The sequence below is a fragment of the Clostridium sp. D43t1_170807_H7 genome (genome assembly GCF_015555905.1).
Classification (GTDB): domain Bacteria; phylum Bacillota; class Clostridia; order Clostridiales; family Clostridiaceae; genus Clostridium.
Genome location: NZ_JADNLK010000003.1, coordinates 137,245 through 161,271, shown reverse-complemented (window position 1 = coordinate 161,271; position 24,027 = coordinate 137,245). Strand labels below are relative to the sequence as shown.

Annotated in this window: 16 protein-coding genes and 4 pseudogenes; 19 read left to right on the top strand and 1 reads right to left on the bottom strand. The window is 28.2% G+C overall.

Annotated elements, in window-relative coordinates; translation table 11 throughout:
- The first annotated feature begins 68 nt into the window (after nt 1-68).
- From rapZ to I2E98_RS03185, 3 genes are all read left to right on the top strand, one after another.
- Nucleotides 69-953: an RNase adapter RapZ gene (gene rapZ / locus I2E98_RS03195; RefSeq protein WP_195467517.1), complete on the top strand. Its 885-nt coding sequence runs from the start codon at nt 69-71 to the stop codon at nt 951-953.
- The gene (locus I2E98_RS03190; protein WP_195467516.1) at nt 950-2,278 is read left to right on the top strand and encodes a YvcK family protein; all 1,329 of its coding nucleotides are present in this window, start codon (nt 950-952) and stop codon (nt 2,276-2,278) included. Before rapZ ends, I2E98_RS03190 begins: the two co-directional genes overlap by 4 nt.
- 177 nt (nt 2,279-2,455) lie before the next feature.
- The gene (locus I2E98_RS03185; RefSeq protein WP_195467515.1) at nt 2,456-3,400 is read left to right on the top strand and encodes an LPXTG cell wall anchor domain-containing protein; all 945 of its coding nucleotides are present in this window, start codon (nt 2,456-2,458) and stop codon (nt 3,398-3,400) included.
- 179 nt (nt 3,401-3,579) lie between these two features.
- Here the strand turns inward: I2E98_RS03185 and I2E98_RS15920 are convergent.
- Nucleotides 3,580-3,761: pseudogene (locus I2E98_RS15920) on the bottom strand (transposase); the annotation flags it as partial.
- 351 nt (nt 3,762-4,112) lie between these two features.
- Here I2E98_RS15920 and I2E98_RS03180 point away from each other — a divergent pair.
- The 16 genes and pseudogenes from I2E98_RS03180 to I2E98_RS03105 all read left to right on the top strand — a co-directional run bounded on the left by I2E98_RS03180 (nt 4,113) and on the right by I2E98_RS03105 (nt 24,017).
- The gene (locus tag I2E98_RS03180; protein ID WP_195467514.1) at nt 4,113-4,478 is read left to right on the top strand and encodes a hypothetical protein; all 366 of its coding nucleotides are present in this window, start codon (nt 4,113-4,115) and stop codon (nt 4,476-4,478) included.
- A 102-nt stretch (nt 4,479-4,580) separates the two neighbouring features.
- A complete protein-coding gene (locus I2E98_RS03175; RefSeq protein WP_195467513.1) occupies nt 4,581-5,603 on the top strand; it encodes an ABC transporter permease in 1,023 nt (340 codons plus the stop codon).
- Nucleotides 5,604-5,607: 4 nt separating this feature from the next.
- Nucleotides 5,608-6,876 (top strand): hypothetical protein, encoded by a 1,269-nt coding sequence (locus tag I2E98_RS03170; protein WP_195467512.1) that lies wholly within the window; start codon nt 5,608-5,610, stop codon nt 6,874-6,876.
- The gene (locus I2E98_RS03165; protein WP_347708011.1) at nt 6,876-7,544 is read left to right on the top strand and encodes an ABC transporter ATP-binding protein; all 669 of its coding nucleotides are present in this window, start codon (nt 6,876-6,878) and stop codon (nt 7,542-7,544) included. Before I2E98_RS03170 ends, I2E98_RS03165 begins: the two co-directional genes overlap by 1 nt.
- Before the next feature lie 7 nt (nt 7,545-7,551).
- Nucleotides 7,552-9,798, top strand: coding sequence for a hypothetical protein (locus tag I2E98_RS03160; RefSeq protein WP_195467511.1), 2,247 nt, complete (start codon nt 7,552-7,554; stop codon nt 9,796-9,798).
- A 262-nt stretch (nt 9,799-10,060) separates the two neighbouring features.
- A complete protein-coding gene (gene whiA / locus I2E98_RS03155) occupies nt 10,061-11,011 on the top strand; it encodes a DNA-binding protein WhiA (RefSeq protein WP_195467510.1) in 951 nt (316 codons plus the stop codon).
- A 133-nt stretch (nt 11,012-11,144) separates the two neighbouring features.
- Nucleotides 11,145-12,441 (top strand): annotated as a pseudogene (gene dnaE / locus I2E98_RS03150) (DNA polymerase III subunit alpha); the annotation flags it as partial.
- Between the two features lie 18 nt (nt 12,442-12,459).
- Nucleotides 12,460-13,281: an LAGLIDADG family homing endonuclease gene (locus I2E98_RS16270; RefSeq protein WP_347708010.1), complete on the top strand. Its 822-nt coding sequence runs from the start codon at nt 12,460-12,462 to the stop codon at nt 13,279-13,281.
- Between the two features lie 387 nt (nt 13,282-13,668).
- Nucleotides 13,669-14,487, top strand: a pseudogene (locus tag I2E98_RS03140) (DNA polymerase III subunit alpha); the annotation flags it as partial.
- Between the two features lie 844 nt (nt 14,488-15,331).
- A complete protein-coding gene (locus I2E98_RS03135) occupies nt 15,332-15,676 on the top strand; it encodes a hypothetical protein (protein WP_195467508.1) in 345 nt (114 codons plus the stop codon).
- A gap of 98 nt (nt 15,677-15,774) precedes the next feature.
- Nucleotides 15,775-17,244: pseudogene (locus I2E98_RS03130) on the top strand (OB-fold nucleic acid binding domain-containing protein); the annotation flags it as partial.
- Nucleotides 17,245-17,746: 502 nt separating this feature from the next.
- Nucleotides 17,747-18,706: a 6-phosphofructokinase gene (gene pfkA / locus I2E98_RS03125; RefSeq protein WP_195467506.1), complete on the top strand. Its 960-nt coding sequence runs from the start codon at nt 17,747-17,749 to the stop codon at nt 18,704-18,706.
- Between the two features lie 66 nt (nt 18,707-18,772).
- The gene (gene pyk, locus I2E98_RS03120; RefSeq protein ID WP_195467505.1) at nt 18,773-20,185 is read left to right on the top strand and encodes a pyruvate kinase; all 1,413 of its coding nucleotides are present in this window, start codon (nt 18,773-18,775) and stop codon (nt 20,183-20,185) included.
- Between the two features lie 575 nt (nt 20,186-20,760).
- On the top strand, nt 20,761-22,128 hold the full coding sequence (rlmD, locus tag I2E98_RS03115; protein WP_195467504.1) for a 23S rRNA (uracil(1939)-C(5))-methyltransferase RlmD: 1,368 nt from the start codon (nt 20,761-20,763) through the stop codon (nt 22,126-22,128).
- A gap of 396 nt (nt 22,129-22,524) precedes the next feature.
- A complete protein-coding gene (locus tag I2E98_RS03110; protein WP_195467503.1) occupies nt 22,525-23,124 on the top strand; it encodes a TetR/AcrR family transcriptional regulator in 600 nt (199 codons plus the stop codon).
- A gap of 53 nt (nt 23,125-23,177) precedes the next feature.
- Nucleotides 23,178-24,017 carry an alpha/beta hydrolase gene (locus tag I2E98_RS03105; protein WP_147732834.1) on the top strand — a complete coding sequence of 280 codons (840 nt, stop codon included), beginning with the start codon at nt 23,178-23,180 and terminating at the stop codon, nt 24,015-24,017.
- The last annotated feature ends 10 nt before the right edge of the window (nt 24,018-24,027 follow it).

Genomic DNA, 24,027 nt, shown 5'->3' with positions numbered 1-24,027 from the left:
ACTTTCACATTCTAGTTAAAATGAGAATATGTTTTTTACATAAAAAAAGAGATTTTTGGAGGTATTACATGAGATTTATTATAGTTACAGGATTATCAGGAGCAGGTAAATCAGAAGCAACTAAAAGCTTAGAAGATATGGGGTATTTTTGTGTAGATAATCTTCCACCAACACTAATAACAAAGTTTGCAGAAGTATGTAGACAAAGTGATGGAAAAATAGATAAAGTTGCATTAGTTATAGATATAAGAGGTGGAGTATTCTTTAATGATCTATTCCAAAGTTTAAGAGATTTAGAAAAAGAACAATTTAAATATGAAATATTATTCTTAGATGCAACTGATGAGGTGCTTGTAAAGAGATTTAAAGAAAAGAGAAGAAGCCATCCATTATCAGGTGGCGGTAGAGTTATAACTGGAATTGGATTAGAAAGAAAGAAATTAAGAGAAGTTAAAGATAAAGCTGATATTATAATAGATACTTCAAAATATAAAATAGGCGATTTAAGAGAAGAAATGACTAAGTATTTTGGGGATGAAACATTACCTGAAAAACAATTATCAATTACTGTATTAAGTTTTGGATTTAAATATGGTATACCAGTTGATTCTGATTTAGTATTTGATGTTAGATTTATACCAAATCCATTTTATATATCAGAATTAAAACCATTTTCTGGCTTAGATACACCAGTTAGAGATTATGTATTAGAACAATATGAAACTAAAGCATTCTTAGAAAAAATAAATGATATGTTAGAATTTTTAATTCCTAACTATCAAAAAGAAGGAAAAAGACAACTTATTATTTCAATAGGATGTACAGGCGGAAGACATAGATCAGTAGCCATAGCAAATGAGATTTATGAGAATTTATATGAGAAAAATTATAATGTGTATATTGAACATAGAGATATTAAAGAGGATGTTCATAAAGGGGATAAAAAGCTATGATAATGGAATTTTTAATGAAGCCGGGAATAAAAATGAAAAGGTGGATATTCCTTGGATTAGTTGGGGTAGTGGTGCTTGTATTAGGAGTTGTTGAAATTTTTTCAAATAAAGATTGCAGCAACTCTATAAGACTTTTATATTTATTTTTAAGTTTAATTGGAATTGTAATAATGTATATAGCATATTCGGAATTCGTTAAATCTTTTATTTCTTTAATAAATTCTGAAAAAGTTAAAATAACAATAAATGATAAGAATATAGAAGAGCTTGTAGATGAAGAAAGAGTTCGTGTAGGTGGTCCTAAAGTAGTTGTTATTGGTGGAGGAACAGGTCTTTCTACAATGTTGAGAGGGTTAAAACTATATACAAATAATATAACGGCGATAGTAACAGTTGGAGATGATGGAGGAGGATCAGGAAAGCTTAGAGCTGACCTTGGAATGCTTCCTCCAGGGGATATACGTAACTGTATTCTAGCATTAGCAGATACTGAGCCTATTATGGAAGATTTACTTCAATATAGATTTAAAGAGGGCTCATTAAAAGGGCAGAACTTTGGTAATTTATTTTTAGCAGCAATGGCAGGAATAAGTGATAACTTTGAAGATGCCGTACAAAAAATGAGTTCAGTACTTGCAGTAACAGGGAAAGTGTTACCTGTCACACTTGATGATATGAAACTTATAGCAGATCTTGAAAATGGAAGTGTAGTAGAGGGTGAATCTATAATACCAGAAGAAGTTATAAAACAAAAAAGTAAGATAAAACAATTAAGAATTAATCCAGAGAGAGCTAAGCCGTTAATGGATGCACTTGTAGCTATTAAAGAAGCTGATGCTATTGTTATGGGACCTGGAAGTCTTTATACTAGTATAATACCTAATCTTTTAGTGGAGGATATAGTTGATGCTATAGAGAAAAGTGATGCAATAAAAATATATATATCAAATGTAATGACTCAACCAGGAGAAACAGATAATTTTTCAGTATCAGATCATATAAAAACATTAATGAAATATAACGGGAAAAATAGTATAGATTATGTTATTGCAAATAATGGAACTATACCAGAAGAAATAAAAGAAAGATATTTGAAAAAAGGTTCTAAATTGGTAGATCTAGATTATGATAATATAAAAGATTTAAATGTAGAAGTAATAGAAACAGATTTGATTAAAATTGCTAAAGGATATGTAAAACATGATTCTGATCATTTAGCACAAATTCTAATGACAACGATTTTAGATAAGAAGTTACTTTATGATAAGGATAAGATTATTGAGTATATGTACTTGTCTAAGAAAATTGGAGATAGGGTTAAGTAAGTGTATCCTATAATATAAATAAAATTTAATATTAATGAGTGTAGTATAGTGAAAGACTAGTTAAAAAGATGAAGTAAACCAGACGAAGATCAAGTTGTAGAAAATATACCTACTACATTACCAGATGACGTTCCTGTTCAAGATGTACTGCCTGAAGATGATAATATCGACAACGACATGAACGTTAAACCAGACGAATATCCAGAACCAGATTTTGACGATGATATGATGGTAAATCCAGACGAAGATCAAGTAGTAGAAGATACTCCAGTAACTCTACCAGACGATGTTCCAGTTCAAGATGTGTTACCAGATGATAGTGGTGTAAGTGACGATATGCTGGTTAAACCAGAACCAGTAATACCAGATGATAACTTTGATGATGGTATGAACGTTAAACCAGATGAATATCCAGAACCAGATTTTGATGATGACATGATGGTTAATCCAGATACTGACCAAGTTGTTGACGATACACCAGTTACATTACCTGATGATGTACCTGTTGAGGATGTAGAAACTCCAAGTGAACCAAGTGTTCCAGAGCAACCTGAATTTGAACACGAAGTAGTTGAAATTGTTAATGGTAGCGGAGAAGCTGATAACCCTCTTGAATTAACAATTAAAGATGTATTAATAGATGTGTTTAACGGATTCTTAAATGAATTAAAAGCATTAAATACCAAAGTAATATCTGTAACAACACAAGACGATTTTACTTTATATGTAATTAAATTTAATAGAGTTACTAGAAATAGTGGGGACAGTATGTATGCTGTTATAAAAGTAGAAAATTCAAGAGTTGAAATGATAAATGCTCTTAATAAATTTGCTAAAGAAAATAATACTTCTATAAAGGATGAAGTTGCAGATGGAACTACAAATAATGATACAATAGTTTATCCAGAAAACAATGATACAACATCTGACGACAAGAATAGTAATACTGAAAGCACAAAACCTAACACTAATACTAACAACAGTACAACAGATGATAATACAAATAATAAACCTTCAAAATTACCTAATACAGGTAACGCTGTTGGAATTGGAACATATTTATTATTAGGAATCTGTTCTATATTAGGGGGATTAGGATTAATAAAAAGAAATAAAAAATAATATAAGATAGGAAGCTGTATCAGATTGAATTAATAAATTCAGTCTGAATACAGCTCCTTTTTTAATTGTATAAAATTTTATACAATTAATTTTATGTAAATATAACCATTAATTTTGTTTTTTACATGACAAAAAGAAGGTTAAATGCCTTCTAGTATAATTTTATTATATAGTTTTTATTATGTACTTTTCGCTTTGTGCAATAGCTCGCCGTTTCGATATTGTAAAGTTTTGTTGTGCAATTTATTAACATTATAAGCAAATGCCATTATCAAAGGTCCATTCTGACTTTTTTATTCTCTCTCATTAAAAATTCTCTAAATCCATAATTTTGTTTAATTACTGCAGATGCACTTTTAATGGAACTATACCAGAAGAGATAAAAGAAAGATATTTAAAAAGGCTCTAAATTAGTAGAGTTAGATTATGATAATATAAAAGATCCAAGTGTATAAGTAATAGAAACAGACTTAATTAAAATTGCTAAAGGATATGAAAAACATGATTCGGATAATTTAGCACAAGTTTTAATGATGACTATTTCAGGGGAAAAGTTACTTTATTATAAAAATTTGTAAAAAAATTAAAAAATACAATAAATATATTTACAATAAAATACATATATGTAATAATAAATATGTAATCGCGATTAACTAATATTTAATCAAAATGTAAAAAATTTATACTAATACCATTTAATAAGGGGAAATATATGAATAAAAAAATTAAAAATGTTATATTTGGACTTGCAATGGCAACTATTTTATCGATACCAACATTAGCATATGCAGATCATACGAGTTCAATTCATACTAAAGGGGGATTTGATTCACATCATCATAGAAGTATAAACCTTTTCACAAATAAAACAACTGCTAGTGGTAATAGTGATTGGTACGATGTTATTAAAGGGAAGGTAACTGCAATATCACATACTCATAAGATACAGATTATATCTTCTACAACAGGTAAAGTACTTGATTCTAGAAGCAATTCAAAGAGTGGATGTGTAGCTACAGGCTCATTTTCAGTAAATACTAGGGATACTAATGTTAAAAGTTATTACTCTAAAAATTAATTCGATATAATTTAAATAGGATCTAAGAATTAATTTAAATTAATTCTTAGATTTTTTAATAACTAATTGTAATATGTATTAAACAATATATGGAGAATATGAATGAAAATAAAAAAAATTAAAATTTCGGCAATAATTATAATGTTTATGTGTACTACTGTTACAGTATTTTCACTAGCTATAGTAAGCTATTATAATAACTTAAAATTTATGATGTTAGAAAGTGAAGCTTTTTATTCAAAAGATATAAAAAGCTTTATTATGGAATCAGAAAATTATGAAAAAACAATAGATTATAAGTGGACTAATGAATTAAGTAACAGTGATTATATTTTATATAAGAAAAATATAGTTTCAAATCAACAAGTATCAGCGGTATATACTAAAGGGCAAACTTATATGCCTCCTATTTTAAAGGGAAATTATTTTACTGAATCTGATATGAATGATAAAAAAGGAGTAGCTATAGTTGGAAAAGAAATATTAAAAAGTTTATATAACAAGGAAAAGTATACTTTCATGGATGATGAACTAGATATAATAGGGATTTTAGGGTATGAAAATAAATCAAGCATATATGATAATATGATTTTGATAAATTTGCCATATTTAATAAATAAAACTGGAATAGATGGTATGTATCTAATAGATGGAATAGATAATAGTACAAATATAAAGAACCTTATTGATAAAAAACTTGAGGGATGTAATATTTATGAACAAGATAATAATGAACTTAGCAATAAAATCTATGTAAATGATAATTCAGGATATAAACAAATTTTTATATGTTTAATAGTTATTATGATATTAACTAGTTTTTCAGTATCATTAATCTGGATTAGTGATAAAAAGGATAGTATTGCAGTAAAGAAACTTATAGGAGTAAAAGATATTAGAATTATAAGTGATACACTAATAGAATACGTTAAATATTCCAGTATATCTGCTATTATAGGAATAGTTATAATAATGATATTAAATTGTTTAACTTCAATAAATATAAATATAAATTTAGAGATAGTAGTTAAATCATATTTATTAACTTTTATAATTACAATTATTATAGCAATACCATCGTTATTAAAGTCGTTAAAGGGTAATATATCAACATTAATGAGGTAAAAAGATGAAAAGGGTTTTAGAATATATATATAATAGCATTTGTAAGAATTTGATTTTATCTATAAGTGTTTTTTTATTATTGGTAGTAGGAATATTTTTAAGCATAACAATTAATGTTAATTATAAAGAACAGAATTCAAGTAATGAAATTATTAAAAAAATTTTAGGAGAGCATTCTTATTGTGAGTTATTAGAAACTTTTACAAATGTTGAAGTGGATAATAATCATGAAGAAAATTTAAAGTTATTAGATAAGAAGGAAGAATTATATACGAGTGAAAAATTTTATAAATTTTATAAAATATTACAAAATAAATATAAATTAATAGAAACTGAAGAATATGTTTTTGAATTTAATGATGAAATACTAAATGAAAAACTTAGTGATATTAGTACTATAGTAGGAGAGGAAGAGTGTAAAGCGCATGAAAATCATGAAGGTCATACTGTACATATAGGATATAGTACTTTGATGGTAAATGAACAGTTTTATGATGAAATAAATATAAAGTTTAAAAATAGTGATTATATAGATGAAGAATATCTTCCTGTAATTTTAGGAAGTAAATATAAGGATAAAATTAATATTGGGGAAACTGTATCAATTAGATTAAATGAAAAAAATATAAATATTAAAGTTGTTGATTATTTACCAAGTAATAAGCATTTTATAAAATATGGAGGAATAATAAATCTAGATAATTATATTATATTACCTTTAGATGATATAGAAGTGATAAAAGAAGATAGAAATATGCTTATAAATAGAATAAATAATACAGTGATAATAAGTGAAAATCCTAATGCAGATAAACTTTTGGCAGAAGTTAATGAAATAGCACTAGCTAATGGATTGGGGGAATTTGAATTTATTGACTATAGATATAATTTACAGGTATTTCAAGAATCATTAAAAGATTATTTATATACAATGGGAGTATTAAGTTTATTATGCTTAATTTTTTCTGTAATTTCAATTATTTCTATTACTGTAAGTAAGATAAGTATAAATATTAAGGAGTATGGAGTACACCTTATAAGTGGAGCTAGTATGAATGATATAAAATCATATATATTGGCAGAAATAAGTATTTTTGTTTTAGTTGCATCATTTTTTGCAATATACTTTAGTGGATTTAATATTAATGTGACTTTGGATTTGATATTGAAGGTATTTGCATTTGATATAGTTATAATCGGAATTATAAGTATAATTCCAATTTATAAAATAAATAAAATTAATATAAGTGAATTATTAAGGAGAAATAACTAGTGAATTTAATTGAGATAAAAAATATGAGAAAAGTTTATGGGAAAGGTGAGAGTGAAACTATTGCATTAAATAACATAAATCTAAGTATAAAAAAAGGTGAATTGATTTCTATAATGGGAAGAAGTGGTTCTGGAAAATCTACTTTATTAAACATTTTAGGAGGATTAGATGAGCCAACTAATGGAGAGTATAGATATAAAGAAAATATATTAGATTTTAAAAATAAAAATAAAATAACAAAATACAGAAGAGATAATATTGGGTTTATAATACAAAATTATACATTAATTGATGATTTAAATGTTTTTAATAATATTGCATTACCTCTAAAATATAAAAATATAAATAAAAAAATAATAAAACAAAAGGTTTATGAAATCTGTAATAAATTAAATATAGAAGATAAAATAAAATCTTATCCATCACAATTATCAGGTGGTCAGAAGGCTAGAGTAGCAATTGCAAGAGCATTAATAACTGAGCCAGAAATAATTTTAGCCGATGAGCCTACTGGATCAGTTGATACTGTTACTGAGGAGGTAATATTAGATATATTTAAAGAGATTAATTCCACAGGAAAAACTATTGTAATTGTTACTCATGATAGTGCAGTAGCAGAAATTAGTGATAGAGTTATTTTTATTAATAATGGAAGTATACAAGGTTAGATATTTTATGAGTAGGTGTAATGAGAATAATATATTTAGAAAAATAATTATGGTAATTATGATAATCGCAATTACTATTATGTGTGGATGTAATTATAGTAATAAAAATAATGATGATAATATAATTATGAGTTATACACAAGAAGAATATATGTTGCCACATGATGTTAATGAAATAAATGATATTCAGGTTTTAGAAAACGGAGAAATAGCAATAGCAGGTATTAATAAGGATGGTAATTTCTTTAATTATAAGTTAAATAAAAATAATGAAGAATGGTTACAAGAAGATGTTAATTTAAAACTAATGTGTGACAAGGAAAATATTATAATGAATAATAGTATAACCCAAAATGGTATTATTATTAATGAATGTATTTGTTATAATGATATAAATGAAGACAGCTTGAATATCTATATATCGAACAGCGAAGGAAAAGGAGAGGAAGTAAATTTATTATCTGGAGAATATAATGATATAAGTAAATTTGTTTACGATTATAACGAAAATATAATTATTTTTACTAATTCAGAAGAAGAAGTAAATATTATAGATTTAAAAAATGAGAGTGAAGAAGTACGAAAAATAGATTTATCAACTAATAATAAAATAGATGCAATTTGTTTTAATGATGAATATTTATTTTTTTATACAAGTGATGAAATTATTAAAATGGACAAAAAAAGTAATCAAATTATAGATAAAGTAGATTTAAGTAATGAACTTCAAGATATGGTTATAGAATTATATAGGTCTAATGGTGATTATATATATGCTGTAACAAATAAAGGATTATATACAATTAGTAATGATAATAAAATAACAAAAGTTTTTGATTTATCAAAAATATTAAGCACAGAATTTAAATTGGTTAAATTTAAGGAAATTAATCAAGATGAATATTTAATGTTGTTTTATGATTATGAGGAAAGTAAATATATTTTAAAAAAGTTTAAAATACAAGAAGATGATATTAAATTAGAAAAAAAAACTTTTACAATTTATTCTTTATATGAAAATGAAATAATTAATCAAGTAATAAGAAAATATAGTAGTGAAAATGAAAATGTTGATATAAAATATGAAATTGGTATAGAAACAATGGATTCATCTAAAACGGTTAATGATGAAATAAAAAATCTTAATATTGATATTGTATCTGGTAATGGTCCAGATTTAATTGTGTTAGATGATTTGCCAATAAAGTCATATGTAGATAAGGGTTTATTATTAAATCTTAATGATATAAGTAGTCAAATTATAGGTGGTGAAAATTTATTTAATAATTTCTTTGAAATACTGAAGAATAATAAAAGTGAGATACATTTTGTTCCATTAAGATTTGCTTTACAATCAATTTCAGCTAAAGAGATAAATGATATCAATAATTTAAATAAACTGACAGAGGTAATAAAAACACTCGATGGGAAAGAAAATATAATGGATATTTACGAACCTTCAGATTTAGTGTGGTTATTATATAGAAGTTGTGGTGAGGATTGGATAATTAATGAGAATGAAATAGAACGAAATAAATTAATTGAGTTTTTAAATAGCACTAAGACTATATATAATATAATAGTTAATAGTATTTCTGATGAAAAATTAAATAAAGATTATGATAAACGTGAAAGATTTGGTGATGCATTAAATGGAGAGTCATATTCTTCAGTAAATTATTATGATAGAAATAATTTAGATGAAATATTATATAGTAATGGTCCAAGAATAAATATAAGTAATATAACTACTATTTATGATTTATCTAAAATTGAATCAATAAAAAAATATAGAAATGATATTAATTATGAATTTTGGAATGGACAAGATACGCAATTTATTATACCTGTTTGTTCAATAGGTATAAATTCTAAAAGTGAAGCAATAGACTTAGCTAGTGAATTCTTGATCAAATGTTTTAATTATGATTATCAGAGAGTAGCACAAGATTGTGGATTACCAGTAAATTTAAATGTGTTTAGAAAAAATTTATCAAGTGATGAATTAGAAACTTCTGAATCTAGATATACTATTGAAGGAGAATTAATAGAGACCACTATAAAAAAATTAAGTGAAGATGAGATAAATATATTAGAAAAAAATATAGGTCAAATTAATAGAATCTTAGTTCCAGATAAACTAGTATTAAATCAGATAATTGAGTATATTGAAGAATATATATTAGATGAAAGAACATTAGATGAAACTCTTTTAAATATAGAAAATAAATTACAACTTTATTTATCTGAATAATTTATAATGTCATTAATAGGCTATATGATTTAAAATATTCTATAATTAATTTTAGAAATATTTTTAATTATATAGCTTTTTATTTTATAAAAATAAATTATAAAATTAAACAATAATAATATATATATGTAATATTAGAGTTAAAAATTTAATCATTTATAAATATAATACTAAATTTCAATAGAAAATAATACTATGACACATACGGCACAGTTTATGATATAATAAAGTATATATTTATAGTTAGTTAGGAGAATAATTTATGTCGTTTTCAGCGAAAGTAAAAGGAGAAATATGTAGATATATTGATATATCTAAAGAGGAAGCATTAGCAGAGCTTTCGGCAATAATGAAAGGTAGTGGAACAATAGGATTTAGTGGGAAAGGTCTTAGCTTTAGAATTACAACAGAAAATCCAGCTTCAGCAAGACATATATTCACTATACTAAAGGAACACTTTAATATACATTCTAAATTAATGGTTAAAAAGAGTAATTCTTTAAAGAAAAACAATATATACATGGTTTTAATTGAAGAAGATATGGGGGTTAGGGATCTACTTCAAGAAACAGGAATTTTTAGAGAAATAGAAGGTGTATTAACTCTTGATTATAAAATAGATCCTGAAATGGTAAAAACAGAAGAATTAAAGAAGGCATATATAAGAGGAGCTTTTATTGGTGGAGGAAGTGTAACTAATCCTGAAAAGACATATCATCTAGAATTTGTAACTCATAGTGAGGAATATGCAATAGATTTATCAAAGCTTATTAACTTATTTGGATTAAACTCAAAAGTTATTCAAAGAAAAAATAGCTTTATAATATATATAAAAGAAGGTGAACAGATAGTTGACATTTTAAATATCGTTGGTGCTCATACTTCATTACTTGAATTAGAAAATATAAGAATTATGAAGGAAATGAGAAATAACGTAAATAGACTTGTTAACTGTGAAACTGCAAATTTAAGTAAGACAGTTAATGCAGCAGTTAGACAAGTAGAAAGTATAAAACTTATACAAAATAGTATAGGACTTCAAAGATTACCTAAAAATCTTCAAGAAGTTGCAGAACTAAGATTAAGCTATCCAGATGAGTCACTTAAGGAATTAGGTGAAATGTTAGATCCACCAGTAGGTAAATCAGGAATAAACCATAGACTAAGAAAAATAGAAAAGATAGCTGAAGAAATTAGAAGTGGAAATTACTAAATAGTCAATAATTTAAATATAGTTTTTAGAATAAGGTCTGCTGCGGCAGACCTTAAAGTTATATAAGTAATTGTAATATTTTAGTTATTAGTTTAAAATTTTTAATAAATAATCATAATAAGGGGGTGTCTTAATGGAAAATAAAAAGTTCTGTCATCTCCACTTACATACAGAATATAGCTTACTTGATAGTTCTGCTAAAGTTAAAAAAGTTATTAGTAGAGCCAAGGAGCTTGGAATGGAGAGTATAGCCATTACTGACCATGGTGTTATGTATGGTTGTGTAGCATTCTATAAGGAGGCTATAGCACAAGGCATTAAACCAATACTTGGTTGTGAAGTATATGTAGCAAGTAAGTCTATGAATATTAAGATTAATGATAAGGATAATGGTACATATCACTTAGTTTTATTAGTTAAAAATGAAAAGGGATATGAAAACTTAATGGAAATAGTATCATCTGCGTCAATAGATGGTTTTTACTATAAACCAAGAGTTGATCATGATTTCTTGAGAAAACATAGTGAAGGTTTAATTGCTTTAAGTGCATGCCTTGGTGGAGAAGTACAAAAGAATTTACTAAGAGATAATTATGAAAAGGCAAAGGAAGTTGCCTTAATGTATAAGGATATTTTTAAAGAAGGTTTTTATTTAGAAATACAAGACCATGGAATGGAGGAGCAAAGAAAGGTTACAGAAGGGAATATTAAGTTATCTAGGGAAACAGGAATTCCTTTAATTGCAACTAATGATGTCCATTATATTAATCAAGAGGATTCAAAGGCACATGACATTTTAATGTGTATTCAAACAGGGAAGACTGTGGAAGATCAAAATAGAAGGAGATATCCTTCGAATCAGTTCTATTTAAAGTCTCCTGAGGAAATGTGGGATATGTTCTCTTATGTTCCTGAAGCTTTAGAGAATACAATTAAAATTGCTGATGAGTGTAATTTTGATTATGAGTTCCATGTTTCTAAATTACCAAATTTCCCAGTTCCACAGGAATATAAAACTCACTTTGATTATCTTGAAGAAGTGTGTTTTGATGGGTTAGTTGAAAGATATGATGTGTTTGAACAGTTTAGAGATAAATTAATCAATGTTCAAGACATAAAAGACTTTGCAGAAACTAATAAAGAAGCAAAAGAATATGTTGATAGATTAAGCTATGAGCTTGGTGTAATTAATCAAATGGGATATGTTGATTATTTCTTGATTACTTGGGACTTTATTAAGTATTCAAATGATCATGGGATACCAACTGGTCCAGGCCGTGGATCTGCAGCTGGGTCAATAGTTGCATATACTTTGGGAATAACAAAAATAAATCCGATAAAATATAGCTTACTTTTTGAAAGGTTCTTAAATCCGGAAAGAGTAAGTATGCCAGATTATAAAAAAGTTTAAACTAAGAATATGTAAATTTTCTTAGAGGTGTAGAGTTGTGAAAAGATATGAGTTAGATAATTATAAAAGTGAAATTATTAATTTATATATAAATAAAAATATGCCATGCAGTAAAATAGCAAATGAAATTAATTCAAGTTTATCTGGAATATATGATGCATTAAAAAGATGGGGAATTAAAACAAGAAGTTTAAGTGATAGTCATAAAGTGTATTATTTAAATGAAAATTATTTTGAGAAGATAGATACCGAAGAAAAAGCATATTGGTTAGGATTTATATATGCTGATGGGTATATAACAGGAGATAAGTTGGGAATATCATTAGCAAAGTGTGATAAAGAACATTTAGAAAAATTTTTAAAATGTATAAAATCAGATTATAAAATTAAAGAATATAAATCTAAATCAATTTATGGAGAATGTGAATATTGCAGGGTCTTATTAAATAGTACTAAGTTAGTAGAAGACTTGAGAGAAAAAGGTGTTCTTAATAATAAATCATTGAAGCTAACTTTTCCTAACAATGAAATAATAGATATGAGTTTATATAATCATTTTATTAGAGGATATTTTGATGGTGACGGATCTTTAGTTTTATCTAAAAACTCTATAAATTTTAAGATTTGTGGTACTAAGGAGTTTCTAGAAGGATTAATAGATGTTTTTAATACTGTCATATATGAATATAACTACCAAAAAAAATTATTTAAGAGGCATATGGATGATAAAAATAATTATTATATAAGTTATGGAGGTAGAGTAAAAACATTAAAGGTTATAGATTACTTGTATAATGATTGTAATATTTATTTAAATAGAAAATACAATAAATATATTGAGTTAAAATCTACATTTTAAACTTTATAGTCGTGCATATTAGAAATAATATGCTTAAAGAGCCTCGAATTGCTTGAAAGCCCTTAGAGCTATTGATACTACAACGTAAAGATGAAATAAACTTAAGCGTGAAAGTTAAAAAATTAATAGATTGGGTAATAAGCAGCGAAGTCCTAAACAGGGAAACGTTCAACGACTAGTCCAAGGGGACGTAGCTATCTTTAAGTGAAATTCTAAATTTTAATTTGGTAAATTGAATTTACTCAGCGACTGAAAGGAGTCGAGTTTCATTATAAATGGTAGCGAAGTGGGGCAACCCAAACCGTATAAAGGTCGGTGGGTGAAGATATAGTCTATACCCACTACAAAAGTAGTGTTTAAGTATCTCGAAAGAGAGGGTAGTAATAGATAGATTCGGATTTTTGTTATGAAAGAAGACAGGAAGTAATTGATTATGTTGTTGATAAATATGGAGTTAAAAATGTATCACAGATAATTACCTTTGGTACAATGGCCGCTAGATTATGTTTAAGAGACGTAGGAAGGGCTATGAACTACTCCTATGCAGAAGTAGATAGAATAGCTAAAATGATTCCTACAATGCTTGGAATAACCATAGAAAAGGCATTAGATTTAAATCCTGAGCTTAAAGCAGCATATGAAAATGAAGATAGAGTGAGAACATTAATAGATGTTAGTAAAACTCTAGAAGGGTTACCAAGGCATTCATCAACTCATGCAGCTGGTGTAGTTATAGCATCAAAGCCATTAGTTGAATATGTACCACTTCAAAAAAATGAAGATATGATAGTAACCCAATTTGATATGACAACATTAGAAGAGCTTGGACTTCTAAAGATGGATTTCCTTGGCTTAAGAACTTTAACAGTTATGAGTGATGCTGTTAAGATGATTAAAGAAAATAGAGGAATAGACATAGACTTAGATAAAATAGATTTTGAAGATAAAAATGTTTATAACATGATTGGTGAAGGAAAAACAGCTGGTGTGTTCCAGTTAGAATCTCCAGGAATGACATCATTCATGAAGGAACTTAAGCCTGACTGCTTGGAAGATATTATAGCCGGAATATCGCTATATAGACCGGGGCCAATGTCAGAGATTCCAAGGTATATAGAAGGTAAAAGAAATAAAGACAGTGTGCATTATGAGACTCCAGAACTTGAAAGTATACTGGATGTCACATATGGAGTAATGGTATATCAAGGTGCGAAACGTTCTACAAAAACAAAAACTATAGAAATATAGTCTAAAATTGTAGGGATAAATATTTATCTAACTTATCATTTGAAATGAAAGGTGAAAGTCCTTTTAAGAACTAATTAAGGTAGTTCTTACCTAATACTACGACATGCATAATTAGTTCAACATAATTATGTGTGGAGCTCGTTGAAGTCGATGAAAATCAGACCTGAAAAGTGGTTAGAAAAGTAATCGGGGGTCTATAAAATTAATATGGCTACGAAAGAAATTCTCGTTAAAAAAATCGTTAACCATTAATGTACGAATAGAAAGTATTTATTTCAAGTGTAATTTAAATATTCTTGGTTATTTAAATTATAATTATAAACATAATTGCTTTTAGCTTACCTTAAGATGGCGAAGAGGCACTTGGCGGTTTATAGAGAAAGCCTAAGTTAATATGTAAAGATAGAATGATAGGAACGTTTGAACTTATTCAGTAGATGATAAAATTGTTGAAAGTTGATGCTACTCATGAATAGGAAATGATTCATTAGGAATAAGGGCAGCAGCCTGTAGTAGTGATGATATAAAGTAATGTTTATGGAGCGAAGGGGCATAGTTAATGTTACGAATGTATGTTCTCTAATTATTTAGTAAATAATATAATTAGAGGTGATTAAAATGAAATATAGCGTGGAAATAAAACAAAAGGCAATAGAATATTATTTAGTTGGTTATTCAGCACAAAAAATATCATGATCAGTTTTTAAAATATATTAAATCTACAAATACGGTAAAATTAAAAAAGGGAAAATATCCTAGTTATTATGTAAGTTTAACCTCAAAACATATGTGTGAAAGTCTTATGAAATATGGAATTGTACCACGAAAGACAGGATTTGAATGTTTCCCCAAAAGCATTCCAAAGGAATTTAAAAGAGATTTTATTAGAGGAGTTTTTGATGGAGATGGCATAACTGATATAAGAAATTGTAGAAGTGGATTTGTAGGAAGTAATAATTTAGTAAATAATATTCTAGCCGAATTGGATAAATCAAATTTAAGAGTATTTAATACTCATAGCAAAAATGTATATTATTTTCTTGGAGGAAAGAAGTTTTCAAGAGAATTATTTGAATATATGTATGAAAATGCAACGCTATATCTTAAAAGAAAATATGATAGAATGAAATACATTTGTAATAATTAATGGAACGCCGTATGCGGTGAAAGTCGCATGTACGGTGTGAAGTGGGGGAAAACAAAGCCTGACCGTTAAGACGAAGGTAGAGTTACCTATCACTATAACAAGTTATGCAAATAGTTAGAGACCTAGGGGGATACTCCTTAGGTAGAAGTGATATGGTTAGAAGAGCCATGTCAAAGAAAAAGCACAGTGTCATGGAACAAGAAAGAAAGAATTTTATATATGGAATAGTAGATGAAGATGGTAATGTAGAAGTACCAGGTTGTTTGAGAAATGGTATAAGCGAAAAAGCGGCAAATGAAATTTTCGATCAGATGATGGACTTTGCTTCTTATGCTTTTAATAAATCGCATGCAGCAGCCTATGCAGTAATAGGATATCAAACAGCATACTTAATGCATTACTATCCAGTAGAAACTATAGCAGCAATGGTTAATTCTGTTATGGGTATAAGTGAAAAAGTTGCACATTACACTAAGTTTGCAGAAAGCTTAGGGATACAAGTGTTACCACCAAACATAAATGAAAGCTATTCAAAGTTCACCGTTAAAGGAAACAGTATAAGATTTGGTCTAGCAGCAATAAAAAATGTTGGTTTAAATGTTGTTGATGGAATAGTTGAAGCTAGAAAAAATAAAGGAAGATTCGAATCATTAGTTGATTTCATAAATAAAATCGACTTATCAACAATAAATAAAAGAGCTGTAGAAAGCTTAATAAAAGCAGGAGCTTTTGACGAGTTTAAGATATTTAGATCAAAATTATTAGCTGTTTATGAAAAATTAATGGATAGTGTAGCTAGTGATAAAAAAAGAAATATAGATGGTCAAATTAGTCTTTTTGGTATGGCTGATGAAAGTATAAAGGCACCAGAAGTAAGATATCCAGATATAAAAGAGTTTGCAAAAAATAATTTATTATCAATGGAAAAAGAAATGATTGGTCTTTATATATCAGGGCATCCTCTAGATGAATACGAAAAAAGCTTAAAGATGATGACATCAACTACAATAGAATCGATATTCCAATCATATGAAGCTATTATGGATGGATTAGGTGACGATGAACATTTAATTCAAGATAATCAAAGAGTAATACTTGGAGGAATATTAGCAGAAGTAAATCAAAAGGTAACTAGAAATAATTCAATAATGGCCTTTTTAAAACTAGAAGATTTAACAGGGATTATTGAAGTTGTAGTATTCCCTAAAACTTTAGATAAAGTAAGAAATTTAATTAATTTAGATTCAATGGTTGTTATTAATGGAAGAGTTAATATAAAGGAAGATGAAGAACCAAAGCTTATTTGTGAGAGCATAGAGCCTCTAGAAAAGGTAAATAGCAGTAAACTATATATAAGGGTTGATGATTTGCAAAAAGCAAAAGAAATGAAGCCTAAGTTAATAGAAATAGTGAAAGAGTATAAAGGTGATTCTGCACTTTATGTATTTACTTCAAAGGACAGAAAAAATTATAGAATGCCAAGAGAGATGTGGGTAGATTTAAATACAGATGTTGTTCTTGAATTAAAAAAAGTTTTTGGGGATGACAATGTAAGAGTAGTTGAATAAATTTAAATAAAAACTTTTTAATATCTTCACAAATTATTTTTTGTGAAGATATTTTTTTTAAATTTAAAAAAAATTGTAAGATTTCACAAAAATTAAATTGAAAGAATATTTTATAAAATAAAATTTTTTTAAAAATAAAAAAATTTCAACAAAATGAATGTTAATTAAATAACAATGATCCGAAAATTTGCTAAAAATTACAGCATTTTTACATAAAATATAGTAAAATAAGGTATGTAAAAAGCTACAAATGGGTAAAATTTTAATTAATAATATGCATATATTTTCGAGAAATTTAGGGTAAAATAGACATATAAGTTTGTAAATAAACGATAATTTTAGACAGAAGTACATTTATTTTAGTTGCATTACTATCAGTTTACAAGTAAAATAAATAAGGTGGTAAAAAGTTTAACAATAAACAAAATAGTAATATGATGACAAATATTTCAGAGTGAGTGGACATGCAGAGTCCTTAGTAGTATCAAGGAGGAATATTTATATGAAGAAAATAGCTGTTTTAACAAGTGGTGGAGATGCTCCAGGAATGAACGCTGCAATAAGAGCAGTAGTAAGAACTGCAATACATAATGGTATTGAAGTTATGGGAGTACAAAGAGGATATGCTGGATTAATTAATGGTGAATTATTCCCAATGAATAGATCATCAGTTTCAGATATAATTCAAAGAGGCGGTACAATTTTAAGAACTGCTAGATGTTTAGAATTTAAACAAGAAGAAGTAAGAAAAGAAGCTGCACAAATTCTTGCAGATAATGGTGTAGATGCTTTAGTAGTTATTGGTGGAGATGGATCTTTCACTGGTGCTAAATTATTATCTAAGTTAGGTGTAAAAACAATAGGTTTACCAGGAACTATCGATAATGATTTAACTTATACTGATTACACAATAGGATTTGATACAGCATTAAATACTGTAGTTGATGCTATAGATAAAATTAGAGATACTTCAACTTCTCACGAAAGAGTATCTATCGTAGAAGTTATGGGAAGAGATTGTGGAGATATAGCTGTTCACACAGGTGTAGCTTGTGGAGCTGAATATATAATAACACCAGAAAAAGGTTATGATAAAGATGAATTATGCAAAGTTATCTTAGAAGGTAAAAAAGCTGGAAAGATGCATAACTTAGTTTTACTTGCTGAAGGTGTTGGTGGAGCTTCAGAATTAGCTAAATATGTAGAAGCTCAAACAGGAATCGAAACAAGAGCAACAGTTTTAGGACATATCCAAAGAGGTGGAGCTCCAAGTGCTTTTGATAGAGTATTAGCTTCAAGAATGGGTTCAAAAGCAATTGAACTATTAATGGAAGGTAAGACTTCAAGAGTTGTTGGTATCAAGAATAATGAAATATTTGATCAAGATATAGATGAAGCGTTAGCTTTAGATAGAACTTTTGATGAAAAACTATATGAAATTTCAGAAGAGATTTCTAAATAATTTTAATAAATACGCTAATAATTTATTTTAAATACATTAAATTTAGAGATTAAAGGAGAGTTTTAAATGAGAAAGACTAAAATCATTTGCACTATCGGTCCAGCTAGTGAAAAACCAGAAATATTATCACAAATAATTGAAGCAGGAATGAATGTTTCAAGACACAACTTCTCTCACGGAGATCACGAAGAACATGCAGGAAGAATCAACTTAGTTAAAGAATTAGCTAAGAAGCACAACAAAGAAATCGCTGTTATGTTAGATACAAAGGGACCAGAAATCAGAACTGGTAAATTTGATCCAAAGAAAGTTGAATTACAAGCAGGAGCTAAATTCACTGTACATGCTGGTGGAGATGTTATCGGTAATACTGAAGAGTGTTCAGTAACTTATGCTGGATTAGCTAATGATGTTAAACCAGGAGATACTATCCTTATAGATGACGGTTTAGTAGGATTAACTGTTGAATCAATCGATGGAAACCAAATCCACTGTACAGTTCAAAATACAGGATTTGTTGCAACGCACAAAGGAGTTAACGTTCCAGGAGTTTCAATCAAATTACCAGCTTTAACTGAAAAAGATATAGCTGACTTAAAATTCGGTTGTGAAATAGGAGTTAACGCTGTTGCTGCTTCATTCATCAGAAAAGCTTCAGACGTTGAAACAATCAGACAAATATTAAACGAAAATGGTGGAGAACACATCCAAATCATCTCTAAAATCGAAAACCAAGAAGGTGTTGATAACATAGATTCAATATTAGCAGTTTCTGACGGATTAATGGTTGCTAGAGGAGATCTAGGAGTTGAAATTCCATTTGAAAAATTACCAGCTGTTCAAAAGATGATGATCGAAAAATGTAACGCTGCTGGAAAGCCAGTTGTAACTGCAACTCAAATGTTAGACTCAATGATGAGAAACCCAAGACCAACAAGAGCAGAAGTTTCTGACGTAGCTAACGCTATATTAGACGGAACAGATGCAATCATGTTATCTGGAGAATCAGCTAACGGAGATTGGCCAGTAGAATCAGTTCAAACAATGGCTAAAATAGCTACTGAAACTGAAAAGAAATTAAACTACGAAACTGCAGTTTCTAAAGCTAAATCTCATGTTCCAGCTACATCAGGAGTTATCTCAAGAGCTGCTTGCAATGCTGCTAATGAATTAAAGGCTGCTGCAATAGTTTCTTCAACTAAGAGTGGAGCAACTGCAAGAAGAATTTCACAATGCAGACCAGAATGCCCAATCGTAGCTGTAACTCCATGTGAAAAAGTTGCTAAGAGCTTAGCATTCTGCTTCGGAGTATACCCAGTAGTTGCTGAAGATCAAAATTCAACAGATGCTATGATGGCTAACGCTACTAAAATAGCTGTTGAAAATGGATTCGCTAAATCTGGAGATACAGTTGTAATAGCTGCTGGATTAGATCAAGTTGGATCAACTAACCTTTTAAAAGTAAGCGTAGTAGAATAATTTGACATAAAAAAGAAGTGTAAATATTACACTTCTTTTTTTATATTTTATGGGTGTGCCTCCGGGGAAGAACCATATATTGGTTCTTCCCCGGAGGCACACCCATATATTGTAACTAAATTAGTGAAATGAATAAAATTATTCGTTAATTAGTGAAAATAGCATTAAAAATGCAAGATTGACTAGCAAAAATCAATAAAAAATAAAAAAGTTAACAAAAAGTTAACATTTAAAGTTACAAAAGTAGGTTATAATTGATAGTATCATAATAGTTCGAAAGAATTAAAATGGTACAGTGTGGCAACTGATTCTATTAAAAAATGCACCGTAAGGTGTATTTTTTTTTGCAAAATTATAATTGTGATAGTATAAAAGAAATATCTCCAAAGTAATATTTTACCTAGGTAAACAAAATAGCTAAGAAATGTAAGATTTGTAGCATGTAAATATATATACCATGTTTATAAGGGGGATAATATAGTATATAATATTAATAGTTTATTCATTTAGAAATTAAGTATAACAATAATTAATACAAATATGAAAAGATAAAACATGATTGATAGGTGATAAGTTTGGTAGAAAAAAATAAAGAATATACATTAGATATAATTTCTCAGGGATATGAGGGAGAAGGAATAGCAAAGATTAATGATACTTTTCCTATATTCATAGAAGGGGCATTAAAAGGTGAAAAAGTTAATGCAAGAATAGTAAAATCGAAAAAAAACTTTGCTTATGCTAAGTTAATTGAGGTTCTAGAACCATCAAAAGAAAGATGTGAAGCAAAATGCAATATAAATAAAAGATGCGGTGGATGTAAACTACAACACTCTACATATAAAGAGCAATTAAATTTTAAGTTTGAAAGAGTAAAAGATTGTATAACTAAAATAGGAAAACTAGATGAGAATATAGTTAAATTTCCATTAGGTATGGAAGAACCTTGGAGATACAGAAATAAGGTTCAATTACCTATAGGTATGGTAAATGGAGAATTAAAGATAGGATTTTTCGCACCAAGAAGTCATGAAATAATAGATATGGAGACTTGTTTAATTCAAGATGAAGTAGCTGATAGAGTAGTTGAATTAACAAGACAATGGATAAAAAAGAACAATATAAAGCCATATAATATTGATGGAAAGTATGACGAAACAGGAATTCTTAGACACATAATGATTAGACGTGGATTTACCACTAATGAAGTAATGGTGGTTTTGGTGACTAATGGAAATAAATTACCTAATAAAGATGAGTTTGTACAATTAATAGTTGATAATATACCAGGGATAAAGAGTATAGTACAAAATATTAATTCTAAAGCTACGAATGTGATATTAGGCCAAGAATGTATAACATTATGGGGAGAGCCTACTATAAGTGATTATATAGGTGATTTTAAATTTAATATATCTCCGTTATCATTCTTCCAAGTTAATCCTATTCAAACAGAAGTTTTATATGGTAAAGCTTTAGAATATGCTCAATTAACTGGAGATGAAACTGTATTTGATGCATATTGTGGAACTGGAACAATAACTTTATTTTTATCACAAAAGGCAAAGAAGGTTTATGGAGTAGAAATAATTCCACAAGCTATTGAAAATGCAAATATAAATGCTAAAGAAAACAATGTTGATAATGTTGAGTTCTTTGTTGGAGAATCAGAAGTTGTTATACCTGATTTAATAAATAAAGGTGTAAAAGCAGATGTAGTTGTGGTAGATCCACCAAGAAAAGGCTGTGATGTTAAGCTATTAAATGCTATAACTAACATTGATGCAGAAAGAATTGTATATGTAAGTTGTGATCCAAGTACTCTAGCTAGAGATCTAGCCATTTTAGAGCAAAATGGATATAAAACACTAGAAGTTCAGCCAGTAGACATGTTCCCTCAAACAGCTCACGTTGAGACCGTATGTCTGCTAGAACGGAAATAGTCAGTAAAATCAAGGGGTTCATGGGATAATCAATCATGCAGTTTCGTGTGTTTTAAGTCTGTGGGAACAGAAATAGCACTTTTGTTTACCCTGCAATATGTATGTTTTGCCTGAAAGGTTTAACTATATATCATATTTTCATATACTATTATAGTTTCAGATATTACGGAAGTTTTGAAATGGAGAAAATAATTATCCGTTTTATTAATGGAATGGAGATATAGTTTGATTGAGAGTAATAGATTAGCTGGCTGACTAGGATCAATGATCTGAGTCGGCTTCTTAATATTTTGAGAAAAATAAAGTTTAAATTGACGTAATTTTGCATACATGTTATTATAAAAACAAATAAATATTTTGTTTTTATATTTATAAAGTAAGGAGGGAGTTTAGGTTATGGCAAAATTTACAGAGTTAGAAAAAGAAAGAATTCGAGAAGAATTGATTGAAGTAGCCTATCGTTTTTTTATAGATAAAGGATTTAAAAGTACTTCTATTGAAGATATTACTTCATCAGTTGGAATTGCAAAGAGTTCTTTTTATATATTTTGCGAATCAAAAGAAATGCTATATATGGAATTGTTAGCACGTGAGGGAGAACAAATTGAGAAACAGGTTTGGCCAGAGGTTATGGCAGCTAAGGATATATATACAGCTATAAAGACATATTTAAATAAAATGTCAATGGAATTGGAATCAAAAATATTAACCCAAAGGCTGATTTATGACCTGGAAGAATACAATATCGTATCAAGAAAACTAAATCCACAATACATCGGTTCTGAAAGTCTGAGAAGTATTGTTCCACTAATGGAATTTATTAAGACACGACAAGACTCTAAGGAGATTATTGATGAAGATCCAAACGTTATAGCTGGAGTTTTAAGGGCTGCTTTACTAATAGGTTCTCAAAAGAGAGATTTACAGCAATATAACTATGTAAGGGTTAGAGATTTATTATTTGAAGCTGCTGCTAACCAAATTATTCGGACTTAATTGAATATAGGTAAAGATATTATCGACAGAAAGCAGAAAAGTGGTGATAAGTTATGACAGAAAAAATAATTCGTTTTAATGATGTTCATATCTGTACTGAAAGTTTTGGAGAAATTAATAATCCAACGATCTTGTTAATTATGGGAGCTACTGCATCAATGATTTATTGGGAAGAAGAGTTTTGTAAGAGACTAAGTAACCAAGGATTTCACATTATACGATATGACAATAGAGATGTAGGCAAGTCAATTACTTACGAATATGGCCATCCAGAGTATACCTTTGAGGATTTGGCTGATGATGCAATCCAAGTTCTAGATGCCTATAAGGTTGATAAGGCCCACATAGTTGGTATGTCTATGGGTGGAATAATTACGCAGATAATAGCACTTAAACATCCAAGCAGGGTTCTTACTATATCATTAATTATGACATCAAATTTCGATTCTAGTCTTCCCAAAAAGGATAATAAAGTAACTAAGGCCTTAAGTGAGCTAAAAATCAGAAACTGGCAAGACAAAGATGAAGTGGTAGAGTGTTTTATCAAAAAAAGCAAAGTTCTTATAGGATCAAAACATATATTTGATGAAGAGAAGATTAGGAGACTGAATGAAGAAGAATTTGATAGAGCTATTAATTTGCAGAGTATGGAGAATCATGGATTTATTAAAGGCTGGGGTTCGTATTTGTCTAGAACCAATGAAATCAATGCTCCTACATTGGTAATTCATGGAACAGAAGACACTATTATTCCCTACGAGCATGGAATTCATCTTTCCGAAGTGATACCAAATGCAGTATTGGTTACCTTAGAGGGTACAGGGCATGAGCTTCACCATAATGATTGGGATGAAATTATTAATGCTATATCAAAGCATGCAACAAATTTATGAATAAAAATTT